Annotated in this window: 25 protein-coding genes; 12 read left to right on the top strand and 13 right to left on the bottom strand. The window is 66.1% G+C overall.

The window, feature by feature from the left end; genetic code table 11:
- The coding region (locus ACFHPP_RS26870; protein ID WP_437166317.1) for a hypothetical protein at positions 1-436 on the top strand (436 nt) is incomplete at its 5' end.
- On the opposite strand, the gene ACFHPP_RS26865 is transcribed toward ACFHPP_RS26870, so the two are convergent.
- Complete coding sequence (locus tag ACFHPP_RS26865) at positions 401-658, bottom strand: hypothetical protein (protein ID WP_437166319.1); 258 nt, start codon at positions 656-658, stop codon at positions 401-403. The genes ACFHPP_RS26870 and ACFHPP_RS26865 overlap by 36 nt on opposite strands.
- A gap of 170 nt (positions 659-828) precedes the next feature.
- Between ACFHPP_RS26865 and ACFHPP_RS26860 the strand changes: the two genes are divergently transcribed.
- Positions 829-1,026: a hypothetical protein gene (locus tag ACFHPP_RS26860; RefSeq protein WP_437166316.1), complete on the top strand. Its 198-nt coding sequence runs from the start codon at positions 829-831 to the stop codon at positions 1,024-1,026.
- A 44-nt stretch (positions 1,027-1,070) separates the two neighbouring features.
- Here ACFHPP_RS26860 and ACFHPP_RS26855 read toward each other — a convergent pair whose 3' ends face one another.
- From ACFHPP_RS26855 to ACFHPP_RS26845, 3 genes are read right to left on the bottom strand one after another with little or no spacing between them, the layout of a single operon-like run.
- The gene (locus tag ACFHPP_RS26855; protein ID WP_437166315.1) at positions 1,071-2,024 is read right to left on the bottom strand and encodes a ketopantoate reductase family protein; all 954 of its coding nucleotides are present in this window, start codon (positions 2,022-2,024) and stop codon (positions 1,071-1,073) included.
- A complete protein-coding gene (locus ACFHPP_RS26850) occupies positions 2,021-2,518 on the bottom strand; it encodes a GFA family protein (RefSeq protein WP_437166314.1) in 498 nt (165 codons plus the stop codon). The genes ACFHPP_RS26855 and ACFHPP_RS26850 overlap by 4 nt, the downstream gene beginning before the upstream one ends.
- Positions 2,519-2,564: 46 nt before the next feature.
- A complete protein-coding gene (locus tag ACFHPP_RS26845; RefSeq protein ID WP_437166313.1) occupies positions 2,565-3,881 on the bottom strand; it encodes an acyl-CoA dehydrogenase family protein in 1,317 nt (438 codons plus the stop codon).
- 491 nt (positions 3,882-4,372) lie between these two features.
- Between ACFHPP_RS26845 and ACFHPP_RS26840 the strand changes: the two genes are divergently transcribed.
- Positions 4,373-5,947, top strand: a complete 1,575-nt coding sequence (locus ACFHPP_RS26840) for a winged helix-turn-helix domain-containing tetratricopeptide repeat protein (RefSeq protein ID WP_437166312.1) — start codon at positions 4,373-4,375, stop codon at positions 5,945-5,947.
- A 127-nt stretch (positions 5,948-6,074) separates the two neighbouring features.
- Here the strand turns inward: ACFHPP_RS26840 and ACFHPP_RS26835 are convergent, their stop codons facing one another.
- The gene (locus ACFHPP_RS26835; protein ID WP_437166311.1) at positions 6,075-7,052 is read right to left on the bottom strand and encodes an NAD(P)H-dependent flavin oxidoreductase; all 978 of its coding nucleotides are present in this window, start codon (positions 7,050-7,052) and stop codon (positions 6,075-6,077) included.
- A 33-nt stretch (positions 7,053-7,085) separates the two neighbouring features.
- Between ACFHPP_RS26835 and ACFHPP_RS26830 the strand changes: the two genes are divergently transcribed.
- Positions 7,086-7,376, top strand: coding sequence for a hypothetical protein (locus ACFHPP_RS26830; RefSeq protein WP_437166310.1), 291 nt, complete (start codon positions 7,086-7,088; stop codon positions 7,374-7,376).
- 194 nt (positions 7,377-7,570) lie between these two features.
- Here ACFHPP_RS26830 and ACFHPP_RS26825 read toward each other — a convergent pair whose 3' ends face one another.
- A complete protein-coding gene (locus ACFHPP_RS26825; protein ID WP_437166309.1) occupies positions 7,571-8,482 on the bottom strand; it encodes a LysR substrate-binding domain-containing protein in 912 nt (303 codons plus the stop codon).
- A gap of 143 nt (positions 8,483-8,625) precedes the next feature.
- Between ACFHPP_RS26825 and ACFHPP_RS26820 the strand changes: the two genes are divergently transcribed.
- Positions 8,626-10,020 carry an FAD-binding oxidoreductase gene (locus ACFHPP_RS26820; RefSeq protein ID WP_437166308.1) on the top strand — a complete coding sequence of 465 codons (1,395 nt, stop codon included), beginning with the start codon at positions 8,626-8,628 and terminating at the stop codon, positions 10,018-10,020.
- A gap of 100 nt (positions 10,021-10,120) precedes the next feature.
- On the opposite strand, the gene ACFHPP_RS26815 is transcribed toward ACFHPP_RS26820, so the two are convergent.
- Complete coding sequence (locus ACFHPP_RS26815; protein ID WP_437166307.1) at positions 10,121-11,236, bottom strand: GlxA family transcriptional regulator; 1,116 nt, start codon at positions 11,234-11,236, stop codon at positions 10,121-10,123.
- A gap of 127 nt (positions 11,237-11,363) precedes the next feature.
- Between ACFHPP_RS26815 and ACFHPP_RS26810 the strand changes: the two genes are divergently transcribed.
- The 4 genes from ACFHPP_RS26810 to ACFHPP_RS26795 all read left to right on the top strand — a co-directional run bounded on the left by ACFHPP_RS26810 (position 11,364) and on the right by ACFHPP_RS26795 (position 14,513).
- A complete protein-coding gene (locus ACFHPP_RS26810; RefSeq protein WP_437166306.1) occupies positions 11,364-11,636 on the top strand; it encodes a hypothetical protein in 273 nt (90 codons plus the stop codon).
- Positions 11,637-11,865: 229 nt separating this feature from the next.
- Positions 11,866-12,390, top strand: coding sequence for a class I SAM-dependent methyltransferase (locus ACFHPP_RS26805; protein WP_437166305.1), 525 nt, complete (start codon positions 11,866-11,868; stop codon positions 12,388-12,390).
- An 89-nt stretch (positions 12,391-12,479) separates the two neighbouring features.
- A complete protein-coding gene (locus ACFHPP_RS26800) occupies positions 12,480-13,130 on the top strand; it encodes a DUF1194 domain-containing protein (RefSeq protein WP_437166304.1) in 651 nt (216 codons plus the stop codon).
- A 222-nt stretch (positions 13,131-13,352) separates the two neighbouring features.
- Positions 13,353-14,513, top strand: a complete 1,161-nt coding sequence (locus tag ACFHPP_RS26795; protein WP_437166303.1) for a sulfite oxidase — start codon at positions 13,353-13,355, stop codon at positions 14,511-14,513.
- 160 nt (positions 14,514-14,673) lie between these two features.
- Here the strand turns inward: ACFHPP_RS26795 and ACFHPP_RS26790 are convergent, their stop codons facing one another.
- From ACFHPP_RS26790 to ACFHPP_RS26780, 3 genes are all read right to left on the bottom strand, one after another.
- A complete protein-coding gene (locus tag ACFHPP_RS26790) occupies positions 14,674-15,291 on the bottom strand; it encodes a Crp/Fnr family transcriptional regulator (protein WP_437166318.1) in 618 nt (205 codons plus the stop codon).
- Positions 15,292-15,596: 305 nt separating this feature from the next.
- Positions 15,597-15,953 (bottom strand): hypothetical protein, encoded by a 357-nt coding sequence (locus ACFHPP_RS26785; protein WP_437166302.1) that lies wholly within the window; start codon positions 15,951-15,953, stop codon positions 15,597-15,599.
- A gap of 224 nt (positions 15,954-16,177) precedes the next feature.
- Positions 16,178-17,695 (bottom strand): S8 family serine peptidase, encoded by a 1,518-nt coding sequence (locus ACFHPP_RS26780; protein ID WP_437166301.1) that lies wholly within the window; start codon positions 17,693-17,695, stop codon positions 16,178-16,180.
- A gap of 66 nt (positions 17,696-17,761) precedes the next feature.
- Between ACFHPP_RS26780 and ACFHPP_RS26775 the strand changes: the two genes are divergently transcribed.
- Both ACFHPP_RS26775 and ACFHPP_RS26770 read left to right on the top strand, forming a co-directional pair.
- Positions 17,762-19,570: an adenylate/guanylate cyclase domain-containing protein gene (locus tag ACFHPP_RS26775; RefSeq protein WP_437166300.1), complete on the top strand. Its 1,809-nt coding sequence runs from the start codon at positions 17,762-17,764 to the stop codon at positions 19,568-19,570.
- Between the two features lie 47 nt (positions 19,571-19,617).
- Positions 19,618-20,736, top strand: coding sequence for a phosphatase PAP2 family protein (locus tag ACFHPP_RS26770; protein WP_437166299.1), 1,119 nt, complete (start codon positions 19,618-19,620; stop codon positions 20,734-20,736).
- Positions 20,737-21,194: 458 nt separating this feature from the next.
- Here ACFHPP_RS26770 and ACFHPP_RS26765 read toward each other — a convergent pair whose 3' ends face one another.
- Positions 21,195-22,130 (bottom strand): LysR family transcriptional regulator, encoded by a 936-nt coding sequence (locus ACFHPP_RS26765; protein WP_437166298.1) that lies wholly within the window; start codon positions 22,128-22,130, stop codon positions 21,195-21,197.
- A gap of 34 nt (positions 22,131-22,164) precedes the next feature.
- On the opposite strand from ACFHPP_RS26765, the gene ACFHPP_RS26760 reads away from it, so the two are divergent.
- On the top strand, positions 22,165-23,058 hold the full coding sequence (locus tag ACFHPP_RS26760) for a dienelactone hydrolase family protein (RefSeq protein WP_437166297.1): 894 nt from the start codon (positions 22,165-22,167) through the stop codon (positions 23,056-23,058).
- 213 nt (positions 23,059-23,271) lie between these two features.
- Here the strand turns inward: ACFHPP_RS26760 and ACFHPP_RS26755 are convergent, their stop codons facing one another.
- Positions 23,272-23,940 (bottom strand): hypothetical protein, encoded by a 669-nt coding sequence (locus tag ACFHPP_RS26755; RefSeq protein ID WP_437166296.1) that lies wholly within the window; start codon positions 23,938-23,940, stop codon positions 23,272-23,274.
- Positions 23,941-24,063: 123 nt separating this feature from the next.
- On the bottom strand, positions 24,064-24,226 hold a 163-nt coding region (locus tag ACFHPP_RS26750), incomplete at its 5' end, for a sigma factor-like helix-turn-helix DNA-binding protein (protein ID WP_437165199.1).

Below are 24,226 nucleotides of genomic sequence, written 5' to 3'. Positions count from 1 at the left end.
CGGCCTGGTCGTTGGGACGGCAGGGTGGCTGGTGGTCGCATCGGTGCAGGTCGGTGGAATTCTTGCCCAGCGAGGCGGACGGGCGACCGCGTTGGTGCTGATGGGGCTGTTCGGCTGGGGCCTGTGCCTGCTGCTCATGCCGCTGATCGCTCCAGCGCCACCGCTGTTGATCGCAGGGCTGATGATGGGACTGCCGGTCGGCGTGCTCCTGTCGCTGCCAAGCGAGGTACTACGGCCCGAGAGCCGCGGCGTCGGCATGGGCGTGTTCCAAACCTGCAACTTCGCAATCTTTGCGGCTCTGCCCGCACTTGCTGGACGCCTGCAGGATCTTATTGGCAGCCCGGCCACGCCTTTCTACGTCGCGACGGTTTCGACCATGGCCATGGTGCTCGGGTACGGCTTATTCCGCGCCGTGCAGGTGCACCAAAGGTCGTAGCCTCGCCGCCAACACCCGATCAGTATGGCATGCTCCTCGCTGCAGTCTGCGAACCTGAACACGGACTGATTTTGCGATCTCGGCGGGCAGCGCCTGCGGATTGGGTTGCGCCTCGGCGCGGGCGGTCAGGTCGGTAATGTCGGCGGCGAGCTCTTCGCGCAGTTGCTTCGCCCGATCGTAGCGCACCGACAGATCTTCAGTAAGCGCGGCGACGAGGCCCATCTTCCGGCGCGGTGGCTAGATGTGGTGGGTCGGCGTGGAGCATGGAGCTTCGGGCCGACAGTATGTTCGACATTGGCGATTGTGAGACTGTCGGGGCTGTCAGGGGCGTGCGGCGGGGTGCAGGCGTGCCGTTGGGCTTCGTGCCAATCGTAGCGGCGGCACCGGGTCCGATGCCCGATCTGATGGCCGCACCGCCACACGCTACGCCCGCAATCGAGGTGCAACTGGCCGGCGCTGTGGTGCGTGTTGCGCCCGGCTTCGATGGTGAGGCGCTGACGGCGGTGCTGCGGCGATCGGGCGTCGGCGGCATGATCACGCTGCCGGCCGGCGCGCGGATTCTCATTTACCGTATTCGCTGGTCCCGATGACGGTGGGTCGAAAGCCGTCGCGATCGATGGTAGCGGATAATGCTTTACTTGACTGGAGGACTGCCCCTGCGATGCGGCTTCAGGACTGCGTAGAGCGCGGCGTGATGCGGCGTCGGAATGCCCAAACGGCGACCTTCGCGGACAATGTGTCCCGAGAAGCCGTCCACCTCCAGCGGACCGCCCTTCGCGATGTCGTGGTACATCGACGCGTACATGTCGGGTGGAAAACCCTTGAGCCGCGCAAGCCACGTCTCCTCGATGTCGTCTGGTAGCGTCGCGCCGTCGGCGCGCGCCACTGCGGTCGCCTCGGCAATCAGCGTAGCGACCACCTCCATGATCTCCGGATCGCCATAGAGGGGTCCCGCGGGTAGGCGCGCGGCCGTCGTCATCGCGGCATTGGCGGCAAGTCCGATCAGCTTGCCCCACAGCGCGCTGCGCGCATCCTCCGTCATCTCAGTGCCGATGCCCGCCCGCCGGCAACGTTCCGCGAAATCCGTGGCCTTTGCGCGGGCTGCCCCATCGCCGGCCGGCGCGCCAAAGACAATGGACGACATCGCGCCGGTGTAGCGGACGTGCCCCGGCGCCACGATCACCGCGGAGACGTAGGCGCAGCCGGGCAGGATGGTCGCGCCCGGCAGCGCGGAGGTGATCACGTCCGGTCCAGTGACGCCGTTCAGCAGCGAGATGCCGAGCGTCTCTGGCCCAAACAGCGGCCCCGCGGCGCGTGCGGCCTCCTCCGCCTGGTAGAGCTTCACGGCAAAGATGACGATATCGGCGATGCCAAGCGTCGCGGCATCGTCGCTCACGTCCATGCGGACGGTGTCGTCGCCGCGCGGCCCCTCGACCCTCAGTCCGGACTGCCGGATGGCAGCCAGGTGGGAGCCGCGTGCGAGGGCGGCCACGTCCTCACCGGATTTTGCCAGCAGGCCGCCGAAATAACCACCGACCCCGCCTGGGGCGACGATTGCAATGCGCATCGATTTCTCCTGGGCGCTCATGATTTGGCGTCCTGACCCTGGCTGGCCTCGGGGCGTACCGCGCCCGGGGCGCGGCCCTGAACGTAGTGTTCAATACCGGGTGGCGGGACGATCCATGCGTGCTTCGACTCTTCGAAAAGCGATACCAAGGGGGCAGGGAAGTTCGGATCCGCAAAAGCGCCAACGGATATGTTGCAGATGCCAGGAAACTTTTCAGTTCTGGAGTACACAGTCGTCCCGCATTCCGGGCAGAAGTGCCGCTCGATCTTGTGCCCTGCCTGACCCTTGCGTTCGTGGACCCTGTAGGTCCCTTCCAAGCGAACGTCCGACGTCGGGTAGAAGGCATTGTAGGCAAAGGCGGAACCGGAGCGTCGCTTGCATGCCAGGCAATGGCACATGGCGACGGACTTCGGCTCGCTGGTCACGACGGCTCGGAACTGGCCACACATGCATTGGGCGATTTTTTCCACGGAGTTTCTCTCCATTTTCGTTCGGCGCATGTCCAGCACGGTCACGCGCAGTCCACCCTTGCCGGATGGCAAAGGCGGCTCGCTCTTCCTCTTAATCCGCATCGCTGAGCGGCTGCGCCGCGGGCGGCTCGTATCCAGCTGGCGTCAAAGCTAAGACGCTGCCGACCTGCAGCAGGGCCGTAATGTTTCTGGTGTCGGGGCGCCCCGGCACCAGCGCGGCGGGAAGGAGAATGCCTGCTGTCGGCGGGACGTCCCACCCGATGGCGTAGAGGCCCTCCAGCGCCACTGACCAGGGTGGCCGCAGGAAGCCCGCCGCGCGCACATCCTCGAACCAGAAGCAGAGCGGGGAATTTCGGGAATAGGCACCACCACCGGCGATGCGGCACAGCCGCGTCAGGATTGATTCAGCGAGCGTGGCCAGGTTCGCCTTTGCCATCTGTGCGTCGCGTCGCGACCTTCCGTGCCGCTCCAGCCCATGCAGGGCGCCTTCATAGGCTTGCTGCGCCAGCCAAGCCTCACGCTGGGCCATCACCCACTCCACCTTTTCGAAGGCAGGCAGCGGGGTGTCCGGCGCGCCGCGGGCGCGCAACTGGCGGTCCATGTAGGCCATCGCGGCATCTACCACGCCGAGGATGACGCCCACGAACAGGATGGTGGAGGTTCCGCCGTTGCCCTCGATCGCCTGCCGCCAGTGGCCGGGCCACGCCATGCGCCTCGCCGGGAAGTCGTTGAAGGTGAAGCCGTGGCTGTTGGTTCCGGCCATGCCGTGCCGGTCCCATTCGGCGCGCAGCGCCAGACCGGTAGACCCGTCCCACGGTACGTCGCGCATGTCGAAGACAAACCAGGCGGGCTCAGCCTCGCCCTCCGGCACCGCGGTCGTGATCATGTAGGAGGTGACGCCGGAGCCGGAGCCGAAGTGCTTCTCACCCGTGATGCGCCACCCGCAGTGGGCCGTGGCGTCGCGCCGCGCCGCCGCGCGGTTCTTGCCGATGTCGCCGCCGCTGCCCGGCTCCGAGGTGATGGTGCCCCACCAGGCACCACCGAGTGCGGAGACGAACACCTCCCGCCGTTGCGCCTCCCAGGCATCCGCGTCGGGCTGGCCAACCGGCACCTCGGCATCCCGCCAGAAGGAGAGCACCGCCGGATGCATCGAGGCGGCCAGGGCGAGGGAAGGGTCGCCGCCGGCAAGCGTCCGATACGCCTCGGCGAGGACACGGATCGAGCGGCGCGGGTCTTCCCAGAGGCCGCCATAGGCGACGGGGACGCAGGCCTCGTGGAACCCGATGTCGCGCAGACGGTCGAAATCAGCCGGCTCGAGGGCGCGTCGGCGCTGGCGCTCGGGCCGCTGTACTGCCAGTTCCGCGGCGAAGGCGCGGGTCTGACCTAACAGGGCTTCACCGTTCTTCATGGCATGCATTCCTGATCTGGCGTCTTGTCCGGTGATACCTGGATCGATAGGCCTGCTGTGCAGGCTTGCGCCCGAAACGACCGAGGTTGCTTACAGCCGGTAATCCATTCCGTAGTGCTCCCGGACGCCGACAAACGGGGGTTCGCCCCAAACCAAACCGACATCGCGGAGCATGTGCGCACTCAGCCGGGTGGTGTCCGTCGCTGGCCGCAGCAAAGTCCGGGTCTGGGCGAGGATGTGCGACAGGCGATCTGATACGGCACACCAAACGCCAGGGTCGGCAGGGTTGCCCGTTGGCGCTGGGGAGAACATGATCAGAGGGATCCGGGTCACGCGCATCATAGCCTCCTGGGTTACAAGCCAGTCGGCGGGGCGCCGGCCGTGCGGCAACCATCGCGCCCTGGGCCTGCCGGCGTCCTGATGCCTTACTGAAGTCTCGCCGATGTTCTGTGTATGCTTTGCCAACGGCGCCGTGGCCGCTCAGGTGGAGAATGGACAAGATCGCAGAGGACAAGGTGCTGCACTTCGCCGGCGTTATACTGGACGGCGTCCGGGGCTGCCTGCTCGGCGAAGACGGCGTCGAAGTTCCCCTTGCGCCCAAGCCCTTCGATCTGCTGATGGTCCTGGCTCACAACGCGGGCCGGACGATGAGCAAGGACGCCCTGCTCGACGCGGCCTGGCCCGGCGTGCATGTGACTGAGGACAGCCTGTTCCGGGCGGTGCGCGAGGCGCGACGCGCGATTGGTGACGAGGCCGGGCGTATTCTGCGGTCAGTACCGCGGCGCGGCTATCTCCTGGATACTGCGGTTTCGGCAGGTACGGCGCCCGGGTTGGAGATCACGCCTGCCGCGAAATCACCGCTGGTGCCGCCAACGGACCGGCCGTCTCTGGTCGTATTGCCGTTCCAGAATATGAGTGGTGATCCGGACCAGGCGTATTTTGCCGACGGCATGGTGGAGGAGATCACCAGCGCGCTCTCCCGCATCCGCTGGCTCTTCGTTATCGCGCGCAACACCGCCTTCACCTATGGCGGCCGGGCGGTGGATGTCCGCGAGGTCGGTCACGCGCTCGGCGTGCGCTACGTCCTCGAGGGCAGTGTCCGCAAGGCGGGTGGGCAGGTGCGCATCGGCTGCCAGCTCGTCGAGGCTGCTACCGGACATCACGTCTGGACTGAGCGGTTCGACGGCGACATTGCGGATGTCTTCGCTCTGCAGGATCGTGTGGCGGAGGCGGTCGCGGGCGCTATCGAGCCGAGCCTTCGCCTGGCAGAGGTCGAACGCGCGCGTCGCAAACCGACAGAGAGTCTCGATGCCTACGACTTCTACCTGCGCGCGCTTCCTCACCACTACGCCAAAACCCAGGTTGACAATGATACCTGCCTCGCGCTGCTGCGTCGGGCGATCGCCCTGGATCCGCGCTTTTCGCTGGCGAAGGCGTTCGCAGCGTTCAGCCTGCTCCAGCAGGAAATTCAGGGCTGGTCTTCGCCCGATGAGCGTGACGAGGGCATTAGGCTTGCCCGCGAAGCCTTATCCGATGCGCAGGACGATCCAGCCACACTGCGCTGCGCGGGACAGGCGGTGGCGTGGCTTGCACAGGATCGTGCCGGTGGCTGGGCCGCGCTTGACCGGGCGCTCGCCCTGAATCCGAACTCAGCTCAGGTTCTTGGAAGCGCCGCCTGGATCCTGAACTACCTTGGCGAGGCCGAACGTGCGGTCGTGATGTTCCATCGTGCAATCCGCCTCAGTCCCCTCGACCCAGAGATGGCTTTCTTCCTTTCAGGACTTGGCTTCGCCGCGCTGATGCTGTGCCGCTACGAGGAGGCACTCGTGGCCGGCACTCAATCCATCCCGCTGCAGCCTGGGCGCGCAACTGGCCATCGTGTTGTCGTAGGCGCACTGCACGCCCTGGGTCGCCTGGATGAAGCCCGCGCGGCCGCGCGGCGCTACCAGGCTGCAAATCCCGCCGGGGCGCGCGTCTTCGCAGATCGCATCAGGTGGCTATTCGCGGACGATCATTTTACCCTCGCGCTCATCCAGGCCTTACGCGACGCGGGACTTCCGGAATAAGGAAACGGGAGTCGGAATCAGTCTCTGTCCTACGGTTCGCTGGCATTGAGCTCGACAGCGCCGGAGCTGCCTGCGCGGTTCGGATGGCGTCGAGGTTCCGCTGGCGCCCAGAGCGCTGGGCCGACCTTCAAAGTGTCATTGTTAGCTCGCGCAGGATTTCCGCAGCTGGCTGGACGCGGGTGACGGCGCCTACCGACTGGCCCGCCCAGAGCGGCATGGCGGCGATAGTGCCGCTAGTCACCGCGTCCACTGTGGCAGTGCCAAAGCGCCTAACCAGTCCCCGCGTTCCATCCATCCGCACCGCCTCCCCGACCTGGTCTCCCTTGAAGGCTTGCGCAGCGTCGATGCAACTCCGCAGCACGCGGTGCGGCGCATCGGGAAAGCCCACGTGGAAAGTCTTCGTGTAGACCGCGTCCTCCGCAGCCGCGCCAATCAGCGCATCCACATACTCCGGATGCGTTTGGGCCTCGGAGGCCGCAAGGAAACGCGTCCCCAAGCGCACCCCATCCGCTCCTGCCTCTAGGGCCGCGGACACGTCCTGGGCTGTGCCGATACCGCCCGCAGCGACAACGGGGATCTTCACGGCGGCAATGACCAGCGGCAGCAAAGCCTGAAGTGCCGTAGTGCCACGGACATGACCGCCGGCCCCGATCCCCTGCGCCACGATGAAATCGCAGCCAGCCTGCTCCGCCTGCACCGCCTCCTCCAGCGAGCCCACCTGCCAGCACGCCAGCGCGCCACCGGCATGGGCGATGGCGACCAGTTCGGGATCAGGCTCGCCGTAAAAGAATTCCACCACCCGGGACGCGCGGGCCGCCAGAGCCACGCAGTCCAAGTCGAGCTCGGGGCGGACCTGCTGGCCGCCAATATGCGAGGGGGAGACGATGAAATTGACCCCAAAGGGCTGGGACGTCAGCGCCTTGACCCGGTCCAGTCGCGTGACGAGGGGGCCTGGACCCATGCCAACCCGGGCGGTGCCCAGCATGCCCAGGCCACCCGCTGCCGACACGGCTGCAGCAAGCTCAGGCGACGCGATGGCCCCCATCCCAGCCTGCTGAATGGGTAGGGCGCATCCAACAAGCCGCGTGAACCTGCTCGATGCCACGGCACTGGCCCTCTTCAGTAATTAGCTGCCACTATGAGCGTGCCCGTCGATGTCTTCTATTGGAAAACCCAGCCAGCCGCGCTGCGCGCCGAGGTCGACTGGAATTTTGCGACATGGATCCCGATGTTCCTGCATGCCCTCGCGGACGAAGCCGAGGACGCCCTGGCCCTGCTGCAGAGCCTGGAGCGCGGCTGGAGCGCCGCCCGCCGCGCCACCACCGGCCATCGCCGCTCCTCCCGCACCCCCGCCGCCGTCGACCTGCTGGCCGCCCAGCGCGTCGACGGGCTGCGCGCCGAAGACTGGTTGGCCGGCTCCTCACAGTAGGCGGAGCCAAACCTCGTCCACGCTTGCGATTATTGTCGCCCCTACCCGGCAGGGCAGACCCCAGACGAGGCTTATAGGGCGAACCAGGTAGAGAGATTGGCGGCCTGACGACAACCAGAACCGAGCTTATCCAGGCCGTGAAACTGTCCGACGGATGGGGACTATCTCGGGCATTGGATGGAGCCATGAGCCTCTCAAGCCCCCGTCACAGAGCGCAGCCAATCCGAAAAGCGCTCTATGGCCGCCTGCCGCGGATGTCCCGCCTGATGGACGATGAAGAAGCCGTAGCCTGGCAGGCACAGGCTGGAAGCCTTCACGAGCGCGCCGAGCTCCAACTCACGCCCGACCAGCACGTCGCTGCAGATGCCAACTCCTTGCCCGCCAATCATCGCCTCAATCGCGTGCAACTCCTCGCGAAAGAAAAGGCCCTCCATCGTGTCCGGGTCAGTCAGCGCAGGGGCGATACGGCGAGCCGCTTCTACCCAGCGGCGCCATGTTGGCGCGTGGGGCTCAGCCGGCTGCCAGTGCATGTGGATTAGTGGCAGACGAAGTAGAGCAGCTTCGGTTGTCACCCCATTGGGTGCAAGCAGAACTGGACTGCACATCGGCCAGAACGTGTCCCGTAGGATTTCCCGCGACACCAGCCCGGCCGGCGCCGCCGGTGCATAGCGGATAGCAAGGTCGGCTTCACCCGCCTGCAGGTCTACAAGCGCGTCCGTCCCAATCACCTCCAGCATTTGCCTCGGATGCGCCGCGCGCCACAGCGGCAGCCTGGGTACGAGCCAGCGATGTGCAAAAGCATTTGTGGTGGTCACCCTCAGGGGCTGCCGCTCTTCCGCCTCTCGCAGACCTGACACGGCTGCCGCAATGGAGTCGAAGCCGGCTTGCAGAACTGGGAAAAGGTGATCACCTGCCTTGGTCAATTTCAGAGGGCGTGGGCGGCGGCGGAACAGTGCCGTGCCGCATGCCTCCTCGAGATCCCGTACCTGATGGCTGATGGCAGTCGGCGTTACGCCAAGTTCCGAGGCGGCCGCTTTGAAGCTCATGTGGCGCGCGGTCGCCTCGAAGGCACGAAGCGCTGTGAGGGGCGGCAGCCTCTGTCTCATGTGCACAGCTTAGCTGAGCCGAATTCATCTGCAGCTGAAAAATGCCCATTTGCTGTGATGCCGCTACGTGAAGGAACATCTTCTGCCAGAACCACCCGGCTTGCTGTTCTGCGCGCGGGTTCCAGTTGTCATGAGGCTCAGAAATGCAGCTGACCGAGGCGACTACGGACAAGGGCAGGCTTCTGGAGCCGGCACGGTTTGAACACCTAAAGGGGCAGTTGCGCGGCACACTGCTTCGCCCTGGCGAGCCCTCCTATGACGATGCGCGGCGGCTCTGGAATGGCATGGTCGACAAGCGGCCCATCGCAATCGCCCGCTGTACCAATGACCAAGATGTCCGCGTCGCCTTGGCGTTCGCGTGCGAGACCGGACTGACCGTTGCGGTGCGGGGCGGCGGCCACAGCATTGCTGGCGCCTCCTGCTGCGACGGCGGTCTAATGATCGACTTGTCCGGCATGAAAGCCATCAAGATAGACCCTGTGCGCCGGGTCGCGCGCGCGGAGCCTGGCGTATTGCTTGGCGAGTTCGACGCGGCGACGCAGAGGTATGGGCTCGCCACCACGATGGGGGTCAACAGCGACACCGGCATAGCTGGGCTGACGTTGGGTGGAGGTCTCGGCCGCCTTGGCCGCAGCGTCGGTCTGGCCTGTGATAACCTTCTCGCGGCGGAAGTAGTCGTTGCGGATGGCCGCCTGCTGCGCGCGACCGAGAAGGAGAACTCCGATCTGCTCTGGGGCCTCAGGGGTGGCGGCGGAAATTTCGGCATCGTCACCGCCTTCGAATATCGGCTTCACCCTGTGGGCCCAACGGTCTTGGGCGGGATGCTGCTGTGGGAATGGTCCGCCGCACGAGATGCCATGCGGCACTATGCCGCCTTCTGTGCCGTCGCGCCCGATGATGTGGATGCGCTGGGCGTCTTGCTGACGGGTCCGGATGGCGCACCGGCCTTTGCTGTCTCCGCCTTTTGCGCCGGCTCAATCGAGCGCGGAGAGGAGACCCTTCGGCCGCTGCGCGAGGCTGGCCCACGACCTGCGCAGGACATGGTGGGGCCGGTCACCTACACCGCTCTGCAAGCTTCAGCCGACGGACTGTTTCCGCGAGGTCGGCGCTACCACTGGAAATCTCACTTCCTGCCTGAACTGCGTGCAGAGGCAATCGACGTGCTGATCCGCCTGTTCGAAGATGTGCCCTCCCGAATGTCGGTCATAGGCCTGCAACAGGCCGGAGGTGCCATTGCGCGTGTGTCCGCTGATGCGACAGCTTACTCGAACCGTGACGCGGTCTTCGACTGCATTCCAATTTCGATTTGGGAGGACGCCGCGCAGGACGCAGCCAACATCGCTTGGTCGCGCCGGGTATGGGAGGCGATGAAGCCCTTCGCCACCGGCGGCGTCTACGTGAACAACCTGGGCGATGAGGGCGAGGCACGTATCCGCGCCGCCTACGGCGACAACTATGCCCGCCTTGCAGCTCTCAAGGCGAAGTATGACCCATCCAACCTGTTCCGCCTCAATCAGAACATTAGACCTGCTGCTTGAGGTCGCTCACGTCCAGTAAGCCAGACTGCCGCACAGCTGGGGTTTGAACTCGTTGCCGCTCGTGGTCGAGCAGGCGCAAGCGTTCGTCAGCTCGCACTGATCAAGACGTCTTAGGGGCGGGCTCAGGCTCGTCCCTCGACATGCCGGAGCCCCGCGAGTGGTTAAGGGTCGGCGCAGGGCGGGCGAAAGCGCGACGATAGGCTGCGGGCGTGAGAGCGACGTGGCGGCGGAACAGGCGGCGAAAGAAGGCAGGGTCCTCATAGCCGACCTCGTCGGCGATGGCGTCCACTGCCATCTCCGTGGTTTCCAGCATCTGCTTCGCCTCCTCGATCCGCAGCGCGTGTACATAATCGAGCGGCGAGAGGCCTGTCGCCGCGCGGAACCGGCGCTGGAAGCTGCGCTCCGGCAGCCCCGAGCGCGACAGCATCGAGGCGATCGAGTGCGGCGCGCGGTAGTTCTCTGCCAGCCAATCCTGCGCCGCGCGGATCGCACGGTCGCCATGCTGCGCCGTCGCGCTCAGTGACGCGAAGGGCAGTTGCCCCGCGACATGCCACTGCAGCAGGTTGAGCTTCGCGGCTCGGCGCGCCCTCTCGGCGCCGAGGAAGCGGTCCACGAGGTAGAGCACCAGGTCATACCAGGAGGCAGAGCCACCCGCTGTGACCACGCGCCCGCCGGGCCCGGTGGCGACCAGCACGCGCTCCGGGCACACCCGAACCGCAGGGTGGCGCTGACGCAACGCCGCGCAGTAGCCCCAGTGCGTGGTTGCCTCGCCGCCGTCGAGCAGCCCTGCCTCGGCGAGCAGCAAGGCGCCTGAGCAGGCCGAGGCGACGACGGATCCAGCGGCGAGGCACTGGCGTAGCCACGCGCACACCGCAGGTGGGGCGCCAACGGGCTGGTCGGCCGGCACGGCCAGCGAGGCGACACAGACGAGGTCGGCGCAGGTTCCGGTGCCGGGGGCGTAGGCAGAGATCGGCAGTGTGGCGGCGAGCACTATTCCGTTCGACACCGCCGCCTCGCCGCCGTCGAGGGTGACGAGGCGAGCGTCGATCAGGGATACGGCGGTCGGATCCTCGCCCGTCAGGCGCTCATAGGAACGCCCGACACCAGAGAACAGGTCGACCATGCCGCAGGCCGTGGAGGCGTTCGTGGCGGGCGTGACGAGTACCGCGACGCGCAGCGGCCGTGGCGGCGGCGCAGGGCCCAGGATGTGGGGCATGGCGCAGAAGCCTCGGTTCCGGCCGAAGCCGCCTGCCGACCCGGCCGGAACCAAGCCTAGGCTTCAGCCAGCGGTTCGCCAACTGCCCGATCAGGGGCAGAGGCCGGACCAATAGGGGAGGTTCGAGATGCACGTATCCGCCAACGCCCTCTGGTTCCAAATCTCCTTCTCGGTGGAGCCGCGATACCGCCCTGCGTGGCCGCAGGCGGTGCATGCCCTCCCTGCACGCCTGCAGGCCGGACTCGCCCTCGCCATGCGGCCAGCGGAGCCTGGGCTCGAGGACCTCAGTGCTGCCCGACTCACCGACATCGGGCTGCCGAAAGATTGGGTTTCGACGACGTGGCACGGACCGGCCCGGCTGATCGACAAGGCCCGCAGGTCCTTGGATGCGCCGTTCTGAAGGGAGCCGAAGCAGCGTGGGCCTGGGCCCGCTGCCTCGCGGCCTTGCGATACACCGGGAGGGGACATCACGACCACGATGACGGAAGGCCCGGGCTTCAAGACCTTCGAGCGCGATGGCTGGCACCGGCAGGCGCCGTACTACGACGACCATGCCGGCCGTATGAGCATTGCGGCGGTGACGCCTCTCCTCGACACGCTGGGCGCACGGCCTGGCGTGCGGCCGCTCGATGTCTGTTGCGGTCCCGGCTACGTCCACGGCTGGAGCGGTTGCGCGTGGCGTCAGGGCGATCGGCGTGGACATCGCCCCGGCGATGGTGGAAGTCGCGCGCGCCCGTCTCGCCGGCGTCGAGTTCCGCATTGGTGATGCCAAGGCGTTGGACGACGCAGATGCGCGCTTCGGCGCGGTCGCCGGTGCCTTTGGCATGCTGCACCTGGCCGAGCCAGACCACGCGATCGCCGAGGCCTTCCGTGTGCTCTGCCCGGGCGGGACGTACGCCTTCACGGTGTGGGACGGGCCGGAGCGCGCGACGTTCCTTGGGATGGGAATCCAGGCCGTCATAGCCCATGCCGAAATGACCGTCCCGGTGCCGCCCGGCCCGCCGATCTTCCAGGCGGCCGGTCGCAACTTTACCGCGGCCTTCGCAATGGGACGTGAATGCCCCGGACACGCTGCACGGATAGATTCTCCGCCTACCACAAAGGCGGTTTCGCGAACTCGTGTGATCGCGGTGCTTGAACGCGGTGCTTCTTAGGCGGAACCCTATGGAGGGCTTCGCACCTGTAGGCTCTCCGACCAGTATGCCGATGAAGGCAGCAGTTGCGATGACGCGGGAGGTGTCCCATGACAGCTGCCACGTGCCTGGCCGCGCTTGTCCTGCTGATCGACACCTCTGGATCGGTCCCTGACCACCTCTATGCCGCTCAGCGTGACGGTACCGCCCTGGCGTTCGAGACACCGCAATTGGTCCGGGCCATGGAGCAGGACGGCGGCATGGCCGTCATGGTTGCGGACTTCTCTCATCGCGCAATGGTCCGGCTTGGATGGACGGTGATCAGGAATGCCTCGGAGGCGGGCCACTTCGCCGCGGCGGTCCGTGCGCTGGAGCGATCCGGGCGACATGACATCACAGCAATCGGTCGTGCCATTGCCGATGCACATCGAGAACTGGCTGCTGCGCCCTGTCTGCCGCAGTTTCGAGTGATCGATATCTCAACCGATGGCCAGGAAACAATATCCCTCACTCCCGCGTGGGAGGCGCGCGACGCCGCTGCTGCCGAAGGGGTCATCATCAATGCCATCGCTTTCGGACCTCGCTCCGGCGAGTTTCCTGGCATCGATTCTGCCAGTCTCTTGGCCGATACGGAGCTTTGGTTGCGGGAGAACGTTGCGACGGGCTTCGTCCGGGTCGCTGTCGAGGCGAGCGGGTTCCTGGAGGCGTTCCGGAACAAGCTGGTGACCGAGGTGACCGCGCTGCATTCGGTCACGGAGTAACACGGGCAGATCTCCGGTCGCCGACGTCTGCACCTTCTGAAGTGTCGGAACACTAGCCAGCTTAGACTGCCGACAATCCACCCGAGAAAACCCTCAACCGGGTGCCCACGATCCCGTGGAGTCCGCAATATTCTCCGCGGAATGACGCCTGCCAGGGCTGGCTACGCGCTACGGTGGCGCCGCAGCCCCGGGCGAGACGGAATACAAGGAAGGAGGCGTGTCTTGGCAAATGCAGATGTCCACCGCCGTGAGTTCCTCACCTATGGCGCCACCGCGGCCGGCTTGGCCACGCTCGGCCCGACCCTCCCCGCATGGGCCTTCCCGAGCCGTCCGGGAGAGCAGGTGGTGCCCTGGGCGGATCCTCCCCCGCCGGTTGCCGCGCCCCAGGTGGTGCCGCGCCAACTCGACTGGGAGCAGTTGGACTCCTGGGTCACGCCGAACGACCGCTTCTTCGTCGTCGCCCACTATGGGATCCCGGATGTGGATGCAGCCGCCTTCCGGCTGCGCGTCAGCGGGCTGGTGGACCGACGGCTCAGCCTGACGCTGGACGAGATCAAGGCGCGGCAGCGGCAAGAGGTCACTTGCACCGTGGAGTGCTCCGGCAACCACGGAATTCCCTGGCTCACCGGCGCCATCGGGACGGCACGTTGGACCGGCACGCCCCTCGCGCCGCTCCTGCGCGAGGCTGGCCTCCAGGCGGAGGGGGTCGAGGTCGTCTTTTACGGCGCGGACAGCGGTGAAGAGCAGATCCGCGACACCAAGGTCCAGGCACCCTTCGCGCGGAGCATGTCGGTGGCCGACGCGACGGCGGCTGACGTCCTGCTGTGCTGGGAGATGAACGGCGTGGCGCTTCCGCGCGAGAACGGCTTTCCGCTGCGGCTGGTCGCGCCGGGCTGGTACGGCGTGGCCAACGTGAAGTGGCTCGACCGGATTGAGGTGCGGGACACCCGCTTCGCAGGCCGCTTCATGGGTCGGGACTACGTGACCGTGCGCGAGGAGGAGGTCGGCGGCAGGAGACTCGCGGTAGAAACCACGGTCGGCCGCGCGCTGCTGAAGTCCGCACCCGCCCGGGTCACCCGGCTTGGCGATCGCCATCGGATCGTCGGCGCAGCGTGGGGCGGCCCGGTTGCGCGCGTAGAGGTGCAGATCGACGACGGCCCGTGGGTGGCCGCGACGATCGACCGTTCCGATGCAGCCGAGTTCGCTTGGAAGATCTGGTCGCTGGACTGGAACAACCCGACCTCCGGTGAGCACGCAATCACCTCGCGCGTGATCGACGCCGCGGGACGGATTCAGCCCGCAATGGATGATCCCTGGATCGCCAGCAAGCGCACCTACTGGGAGAGCAACGGGCAGGTCACGCGGCGCGTCCGCATCGGCTGAACGCGCCAGCCGCTGTGGCCCTGCCGCAAAATGTAAAGTCCGTGCAGGCGCGGCGGAAACACCGCCGCCCAACTCAGGTCCGGCAGCGCCGGCGCGCTGCAGCGCGCCCGCCACGGTTTCAATGAGGATCACTGCCGTTCCTTGACAGCGGCTAGCTAGCCTATGGATCGTGATGAAGCTGCGCCAGCCCGCGGACTTGGAGCTTGAGTTCCGCGCAAGTCCGATCCGCGTCATGGATCACCAAAGCTGTTCGCCTCACCGATAGCAGTCCCATGCGGACGAGCTTCGCGAGTTCTCGTGAAATGGTCTCGCGCCGTAGCCCGAGCCGGGCCGCCAGGATTCTCTGTGGCGGCGGCGGCGTAATGATTCGGTCGCCATTTGCGGCGTCGCGGGAAAGGCGGAGCAGCTCCGCAAGCACACGCTGACGCGTCGGCAGCGAGGCAGATTCGAGGCTGCGATCATCCTTGGCGCGCAGTCGGAAGGCAAGTAACCGCAGGAGCCGCCGCCCGACCAACGGCGTGCCGAGGGCGAGCTCAACAAAGTCGTTGCCAGGCACCTGGCAGATGCATGCACGGAATATGGCTGTGACGCTCGCGGATCGTTCAATGCCGTCGATCGCGGCCAGCTCGCCAAAGAAGTCGCCCGGACCCAGATCATTGAGAATCAACTCGGCACCGTTGACACTGTGGAGTGCAACCCGGACCGTACCTTCGACGACGAAAAATACCTCCCGGCCCAAATCGCCGGCATCCATGACTATCTCCCCGGCTACCAGCATCCGCCAGCGCGCCTTGGCTGCCAGCGCACGAAGCGTCGCCTCCGGTGCTCCCGCGAGTAAAGGCACGCGGCTCAACCTCGCGAGGTTCAATTCACTGCCGGGAGCATCTACCGGCCTTACAAGGGGACCTTGGGCAGAACTGGACATAGCGGGCCTCCTGTCGAGTGCCTCGCAACCAGGGCAGCGATGGTTCAGCTTAGCGTGCCAGTCGGCGCGCAGCCAATGTTCCCTGAAGCAGCGCGGCGCGGAGCGGAGCGCCAACCCCGGCCACCTTGGGGTGACCGGGGGCAAGGAAGGCGCTGCGTTCACCGTGACAAACGGGCCGCTGCGGTGGCGAACGCGGCTCCCTGGTGGGGCGCGGGCAGCCACACGAGCTCGCTGTTCTCGCCGATGCTGCGCGAGCTTGGGATAAGCCCCGCGTAGCCGTGCTGTACGGTGAGCGGGTCAAGGTGACGCAGCTCAATGTTCTCACCGGAGCCGGCGACGTCGACGCGGCCGCCGCCCACAATATTGCCTCGCGGACCTGGGCCGTACTCGACGGAGGCGTTTTCACCGCTGCCGACCACGCGCGGGAAACTGCCCTGCTCCTGCGCGACTGCGAAAGCCGAGCAGAGCGGCCCCATTAGGGCGGCTGCGAAAAGATGATTGATGATGCGACGCATTGTCTGGTTCCTCCTATTGGGTCCGAGGCCCCTGCCTCGTCCACGAAGCAACCCTAGGCGCGCCATCGGGAACCGTATGTGAGTGCGATCACAGGGCGAGAGCCGCTGGGCTACATTCCACTGCGTGCCGTGCAGGCACCCGCCCTAGCCCGACGCAGTGATCTGCAGTGCCGCCGCAGGCGCACCCGCAGGTGGCGCACAACAGCACGACCGCGTCCGCGAATTCAGGAGCCGCTCAACTCACGAGCTGCCGCCAAAACATCGATGATGCCGTGACCGGTTCGGCCCATCCAGCCTGCCGGACCCCCAGGCTGTACGGCTGTCGAAGCTATCACCAGCCGAAGCTCTGCAGGGTTGATGTCGGACGGCGCCCACTTGCTGCGGAAAAGCGCCACAGCACCTGCCGCCAAGCCGCAGGCCGCCGAGGTGCCGGTATTGCCGCGGGCATCGTCATCGTGGCTGAACTGACTTGGCGCGCAGACGTCCGGCTTCTCCGCGTGCATGCCTGGAATGCCCGGTCCTTGAGCCGAGTAGCCGAGCCAGAGCCCGTCTGTTCGCACGGCGCCGACGGTAAGCACCGTCGCAAGCGCGTTCGCGCCGTGGATGCTGCGGCCTGGTCCCGTAAATGCCGGGTTGCAACGGGAATGCGGACAGAACTCGCCGCAGTTGCCGGCGGCGAAGATGATATCTACCCCCTCGGCGGCCAGGAGCAGCAGCGCATTGGCCAGAGGATGCTCGGGATTATCAGGGTACGGAATTGACGGCGCTTGCGTATCGGGATCGAACACACCCCAGGCGTTGCAGATCACCCAGGGCGAGGGTGGCAGACCTTGCTGTGCCTCCTCGAGGCGGCGGAATCGCACAACGGCCAGCACCGCAAGCAGCGCGGCGGTCACCGAAACTGTGAACACGTCCAGGTTGCTGATGCCATCTGGGATCGCGGGACAATCGAGCAGGAGCACATCCGTGCCGAGCGTCGCCGCGAGGGCGTTGCCCGCAACCATCTCGCCATGTCCCGCGCTCAGCGGGTCGCCTGGTTGGCGCACCTGGGAACCCACGGCGACAGCCCAGCCCGGAAAGATTGGGGACAGCATGTCTAGTGGCAGCCCGGTGTCCACGAGCACCAAGGAGACGCGCGTGGTCCCAGGCAGCCCCTTCGGGGCAAGTAGCGCCGGATCAGCACAGATTGTCGTAAGCGCCGCGGATCGGGTGCCAAACAGGGTATGGCTCGCCTCGCTCGGGCACCAATGCTGCCAGAAGGTGTCCAATGCGGTTGCGGCGGCTGGGTCGACCCTGACATCAGCGCCGATGCTGGCCTCTTGACCAAAGGCGCCCGTCACGCTTGCGACCAGAAAACGCAGTGCGGCGTCGTTGCCCGTGAAGACCAGCCCAACAGTTAGATACTCGCGTAGTAGCTCCGCAGGGATCTCAATGCCGCGCGGAGCCGTCTCGTTAGAAGGCAGCGCCAGCACGTCGAACTCGGTTGCTACCGCCCAATCGTCGGGCTTGCTGGTCCTCTTCTGCCACTCGAGGATCTGTCGTCTGAGCGCCTCGCGGAATCCAACAAGGTTGCGATCCTCGTAGGACTCCCGCACCTCCGGCCACGATCGAAACGTCAGAACCAATCGCCGGCCATTTCCGCCCGACATTGCCACGGTCCCTTGTCCCTCGGCCGCGAGCCGTGGCTCAAACCGGCCTGCTGATCGTTCGAAAACGTAGCGCCGCATCATGGAAAACGCCATGATGTTCACTAACCTGCGTGCCGCATCATTCCTTGATCTCTACGCAGGGGAGGTGACGTTCTGGTCATGACGTCGGATGGGCCGCTAAACGGGCAGGATGGCGCAGCCTCCAGCGTAGCGGGAAGGCGTCGAGTTGCTGTCATCGCCTTCGCCGATGTGGTCGGCTATTCCACGCTCATGGCGGCTGACGAGCCGGGCATCTATTCGCGCTGGATGGCATTGCTGAGCGACCTCATCGAGCCGCAGACGGCGCGGCACGGCGGTCGAATTGTGGATATGGCCGGCGACGGCCTGCTGGCCGAATTTCCGGATCTGATAAGCGCGCTCCTCTGGGCACGTACCATACAGCACGGCATCCGGCTTGCGATTGAGGATCCGAGCGCGGTTGATCCGCTGCCGATCGTGCTGCGTATCGGCGTGCACACAGGCGAAGTGTTCGAGACCGGGCCGCGCCTCTTTGGGGATGCGGTCAACTTTGCCGCGCGGCTGCAGTCGCATGCTGCGCCCGGCGGCATCGTGATCTCGGAGCGCGTGCGGCAGGCGATGGGTGATGCGCTGAAGCCGGCAGAGCTGCGGGAGCTCGGCCCTGTTGAGCTTAAGGGCTTCGAAAGGTGCGCCCGCTTATTCACGATCGACTGCGATGTCGTGCGCGTGGCGGTGCCTGCGCATCCCTCGGGCGGGCTGCCTTCATTCGCCGTGCTGCCATTGCTCGATGAGGATCAGGGGCCGGCGACATCCTCCTTCGCGGACGGTTTTGCCGAAGACGTGGCGATGTCGTTAGCGCGGCTGCATGAGCTTTTCGTGGTGTCCGCTGCCTCCAGTGCGATGTTTCGCGGACGCCTGCCCGATCCGCGCGAGGTCGGGCGTGCGCTTGGTGTACGCTACGTGCTGATGGGCCGGATGCGCCGCGTACCTGGCGGATACGGAGTGTCGGTGCAACTCTGCGACACGCGTACCGGCGAGACATTGTGGGCTGAAAGAATCCGGGTTGACCCGCGCGAGGTGTTCGACATGCAGGACGACATCGTCCGCAGGATTGTTGCAGGGCTAGCGCCTCATGTTCGCGCCGCAGAACTCCAGCGCGCCATGCGTAAAGCGCCGGACAGCCAAACCGCCTATGATCGTACGCTGCGCGCCCTCTACATGATGAGCAGCACGGACCGCGATACCTTCGACTGCGCACGCAGGTTCCTGGCCGAAGCGATGATCGAGGAGCCCGGTTTCGCACTTCCAATTGCCTGGGCAGCGCGCTGGCACAGCGTGCGCATCGGCCGGGGATGGTCGGCCGACCCGGACCGCGACGGTGCTGAGGCATTTGTCCTGGCAAAGCGAGCCGTAGAAATCGACCGCACAAACGCGCTGGCCTACGCCACGCTCGGCCATCTTAACACCATCCTGCGCCGCGACAGCGACGCCGCCATGATGTGCTTTGAGGCCGCCCTCGACGCCTCCCCAAACCATGCCCTGGCCTGGACCTTGTCGAGTGCCACGCTGGCCTACCTTGGCCAGGGCGACGAGGCGGTGCGACGGGCCGAGTTGGGCCTTCGCCTCTCGCCGCAGGATCCGATGCGGTACTCACAGTTCATGTTCCTCGGGATCGCGCATTACGCAAAGGGAAATTTTGCGGAAGCTGTGCGCTGGCAACGTCGTTCGGCGATCGACAACCCTCTGCATGCCGCAACCCTCCTGCTGCTCGCGGCAGCACTGGCTGGCGATGGCAAGTCCGATGAGGCAAGGCACGTCGGCGTACGGTTCCTGGCCTTGCGGCCCGACTTCTCGCTGGCCGCCTATGGGCGGTCGCGGCTGCCCTTCTTTAAGCAGAACCTGCGCGATGCCTTCGCCGCGCATCTGCGGCATTCCGGACTGCCGGAGTGACGGCCTGCCGCCTTGGGGGTCCACGGTAAACACGATGGGAGAGGGATATGTCAGGTCGCTTTGTCGCCGGGCCGTTTGATGGAGCTGATGGCGCGGACGGTGCAGATGGTGCGGATGGGTTCGAAACGCTCGACCTGCTCGGGGGCAACGGGCGGCGCTCGGTCCTTCGTCCAATCGGCGTCGCGCCCGAGTTCGTACGGCGGCCGAGGCCGACACCGTCCGATCCCAATGCACTGGAGCCCCATTACCGCGGGCATCGCTGGCCGCCGCAACTGCAGGGAGCAGATTGGCCACCCACCGGCGGCGCCGCCTGGCAGATCGCACCGGAAGGGGTCGCGCGACGGCTCACCGACTTCACACCGGATAACGCGTCGCTCCTGGTTCTTGCAGAGCTTGTTCAAATCAAGGCCCAGGATTCCGGCGGAAAGGACTACGATGCCTGGACGAAACTGCTGACGCAGGCTGAGTACGTGGCGGACACCAGTGTACCCAACAGCAATCCGCCGGTCAGCAATCTTCAGGCCGAACTGGCGGAGTTGCGGCTGCTGGCTCAGTATCGCGCCGGCGCCATCGCCGAGGCGCTGGCTCAGCGCAACGGCATCATTGGCTACTTCCGCGGGTTGTTGCAGTTCAGCTTGGCGACCCATCCGTACACCTACTACCTGGTGGCCGCCGCGCTTCGCGTAGGGCAGTTTCTCTGCATGCACTACAAGGGTCAGTTCAATCGGCCTCGTCCGATGCGGCTCGACCCCAGCGTCATGTCGACGATCGATCCGCCAGGACATTCCGCTTATCCTAGCGGTCATTCCCTGCAGGCGTTCCTGATAGCGCGCTGTCTGGAGCAGGTCGTGCCCGTGGCGGTCGGAACGGGCCGGCCCGATAAGGCAAGCCCTTGCTGGATGCTGGCGCAGCGCATTGCCAAGCTTCGTGAAGTGCTCGGCGTGCACTATCCGAGTGACACGGTTGCAGGCCAGCGCGTCGCCGAGCGTGCCTTCCCGCTATTGCTGGATTGTGGGTTGGTGAAGGGTAGTCAGGGGACTACCGCGGCGGACAACCAGGTAACCTACAGCGATCCGTTCAGTAATCCTCCAAGTCAGAAGACGGTCACGGTTTTCGACGACGGGTGGTTGGTTCAGGCGAGAGAAGAATGGAAGCCGCGCATCTGAAACGACGCAAATGTTGCGCTCCCTAACGTGGTGAAGGAGGTCGCGCGGCCGGCTGCGTCGTGCGCGGTCACTGCCGTTCTTCGGTAGGTTCGGGCTGCGGGACCTCCCACCCAACCGGAGTCCAATGATGACCGACGAAAGGATGGCGCTCCTCGAACTGGTGAGTTGAACGCCGAATGCGTTCGACGGATGGCAAGCGCGGGCATGGTGCTCGGTGCTGATCCCTTTTAAGGCGCGGTTCTGGTGTTCCGCTCGCGTCGCGCCGATCGGGTCAAGATCCTGAACAACGATGCAGTTTCACGAGACCATGGTAGGAAATGCTGGCCACTGCTGCGGAGCACGCCTGCCGGAAGGCTACCCTCCTCAGCGTCCGCGTGGTCAATGCGGCCTGACGTCCAAATGGCAGCACGGGAAATGTGAAGCACCAGCTTGCCCGCGGTGGCCACGACCTTTTCTGATCAGCTTCGAAGGACGTCCTTCTGCGTCCTCCGGGCTATGTCAACGAAGCGCTGCACGACGACCGAGGCATCTCCCCTGCGTGCGGCAAGATTCAACAGGACCTTCGGCACAATCTCGCCGGATAGGGCGCGGTAGACGACGCCATCGATGCGCATCCGCTGCAGCGAGGCCGGGACGCAAGAGATGCCGAGGCCCGCGGCCACCAGGCTCAGCGTCGAGGTGATGCGCGGCGAGAGCTGCGTCGCTGAGCCGAGATTGCCGACCTGTGGGTTGAAGCCTGCAGCGTGGCAGGCCGCGATCGTCGCGTCGTGCATGCCCGTACCTGGCGGGCCATAAAGGATGAAGGTTTCCGCCGCCAGGCTCGCGAGGGACACTGACGTGTCGGGTCTGTCCCGGGCGAGGTCATGATTGCCCGGCAGCGCCACCACCATCGGCTCCTCGCCAAGACAGTGGACGATCAATCCTGCCGGATCGGGCAGGGAGATACGAATGAAGGCAGCGTCGATCTGCTCGCCTCGCAACCGCTCAATCAGCTCGTTGCTGAGACATTCCTCGACGGCCAGAGCCACGTTCGGGCAGGCGTCGCGGAACGCCCGGATCGCGCGTGGCACGAGAGGATGGAATGGGCCGGTGGATGTGACGCCTATGCAGAGCCTACCCTGTTCACCCCGCGCCACGCGCCGCGTCGTCTCGCTAATCCGCGCAAGTTGGGCAAGTGTCGCGCGCGCATCCTCCAGGAAGGCACGACCGGCATCCGTCATCTCGACGCCGCGGGCCCTGCGGTGGAAGAGTTGCACGCCGAGCTCGCGCTCGAGCAGCTTGATCTGCTGGCTGAGCGGCGGCTGCTGCATGCCAAGCCGCTCGGCGGCCCGCGTAATGTGGCCCTCCTCCGCGACGGCGATGAAGTAGCGCAGGTGCCTCAGCTCCATCGCCATATCCACCAGATATGCAGTTTGCTTATTCGATATTATGGCCCGGTGCTTCTGCAAGAGCTATTACCTGATCGGCATGGCGTTTTCGGCCTGGCTCGCCTGCGGGGCCGCCGCGGCCGCTTCGGACACACTATCGGATTCCGAGGTCTTCTGGGTGGACGCAGAGCATGCCGGCCTGCTCACCCGCCTAGCGGGAGGCGACAACGCTCCCACGGCAGCCGTCGTCTTGGTGCATGATGCGCTTGGCCGCGACGCGCGCGCCGATCAATATGTCGCACAGTTAGCCGCGGCCGGCATCGCCGTGCTGGAGGTGGAACTCCGAGCCATTTCCCTCGACGGCACCACGCCCGACGCAGGACCGGAGGACGCCAAAGAAGGAGCAGCGCGTGCCACTGCGGCCGCCGCTGCGCTCGCGCGCGGGGCCCGCGTGGACCCGGCGCGCATAGGCGCGATCGGCTTCGGCGCTGGCGCGTGGGCCGTATTGCTGGCGCCACGCACGGCGGATGGGTACGACCCGTTTGCCGCGCGCGCGCTGCTCTACCCTGGCTGTGGAGCGCTTGGCCAAGCGCTCGCCATGAGCATGGACGGCCCGCTCGCGCTGCTCGCCGCGCCGCGCGAACGCGCCGCCCCGAAGGCGCGGCGGCTGCTGCTGCACGGTGACGCCGACCCGTTCAACCTGCCGGTCGACTGCGCCAACCTCGCGGCGGCAGTGGCCGAGGCGCACCTAGTGCGCCGGGTGACGTATGCGGGCGCGGGCTACGGGTGGGATACGTTGGCGCTCGGCTCGTCAGCATGGACAACGCGGCTGCCGGCGCCAGGTGTACCGGGGGGGCGAGCGAGGGCCGCTCCGTGGCCGGAACTGGCGACGCTTTCGGCCGCGCGGGTTGCCGCGTTCCTGGCCGAGGCACTGGCCTCTGAGAGACGGCCGTGAGCGAAGGGCGTGGCACGGGCGATCCTGCATGGTGCCAGGCCTATTGTGCCGCCAGACGTCGCCACTCCTACCCGGACGTCTGCTGCCTTATCTCATGCGCGCGACTAACACCGCGGCTGATGGCGGCGGCGCCTCCACCGGCGACCCCTGGCACCGCTTGCCGCATAAGGGGGCGATATGGAAAAACCAGCTGTGGTCAGAACTGGCGCTACGTCAGCCGGTGCCTGCGATGAGATTCGCCGCGACGACGGCAGCTTCGCCGGCCGCCAAATCAAGCCCGTTGGACAAGTGCAGCACGCAGCCACTCGATGGAGCAGTGACGGCCAGCACAGCAGATGACCGGACGTACATGCTGCGCTGGGTGCCAGGCTGGGTCAGGCGCACAAGACCTGGGATCTGCCGAGCGACCGCATCGGACGAGCCGCCCACTTCCAGATCACGCCCGTCGGAGAGTACGACGACGCATAGGTCAACTGAGGGCGACTTGATCGCAATCACTGCCTCACGGCGCACGAACTGCGACCAATCCGTCCCCGGCTGGGGCAACCGGACGAAAGGTTCTACAGCAGGCACCAGGGGCGAGGTGGTCGGAACTGACCTGTCGACGGTTTGGGAGCGCGTTGTCCTGTCCGTTGCAGTGTTAGTCTCCATAGGCCGCCGCGCTGCTTGAGAGAGGAGGCGCGCCGCTGTGCTCGCAGCCGCTGCGAGAGGATTGGGTCCGCCGGCCGCCCGCAGCGCCGCCTGCGCGGTTTCCTCTGCGACGTTGCGCAGCAGCCGACGAGCCTCGGGAGAGAGGACCCCAAGGAGCTCAGCGATGGGGTTGACCTCGGTCCTGCGGCTTTGCTGCGGGTCTTGTGCGGGGTCGTCGAAATTGGCTGGCAAGGGATGCTCCTCAGCGTTGATCGACTTGTTAACGTGGTAGCTCCACCAATCTAAGGTTGCCGCTTCATCGCCGGCTCCCGCACCGGTGGCGTCTTGACGCAACACGGCGCGGCGATCGCCACCTCAGTTATCCAGGAAGCTGCGCAGCTTGCGGCTGCGGCTGGGGTGCTTGAGCTTGCGCAGCGCCTTGGCCTCGATCTGCCGGATGCGCTCGCGCGTCACGTTGAACTGCTGGCCGACTTCCTCCAGCGTGTGGTCGGTGTTCATGCCGATGCCGAAGCGCATC

Source organism: Falsiroseomonas sp. E2-1-a20 (assembly GCF_051433195.1).
GTDB lineage: Bacteria > Pseudomonadota > Alphaproteobacteria > Acetobacterales > Acetobacteraceae > Falsiroseomonas.
This window is presented reverse-complemented; position numbering and strand designations above follow the sequence as displayed.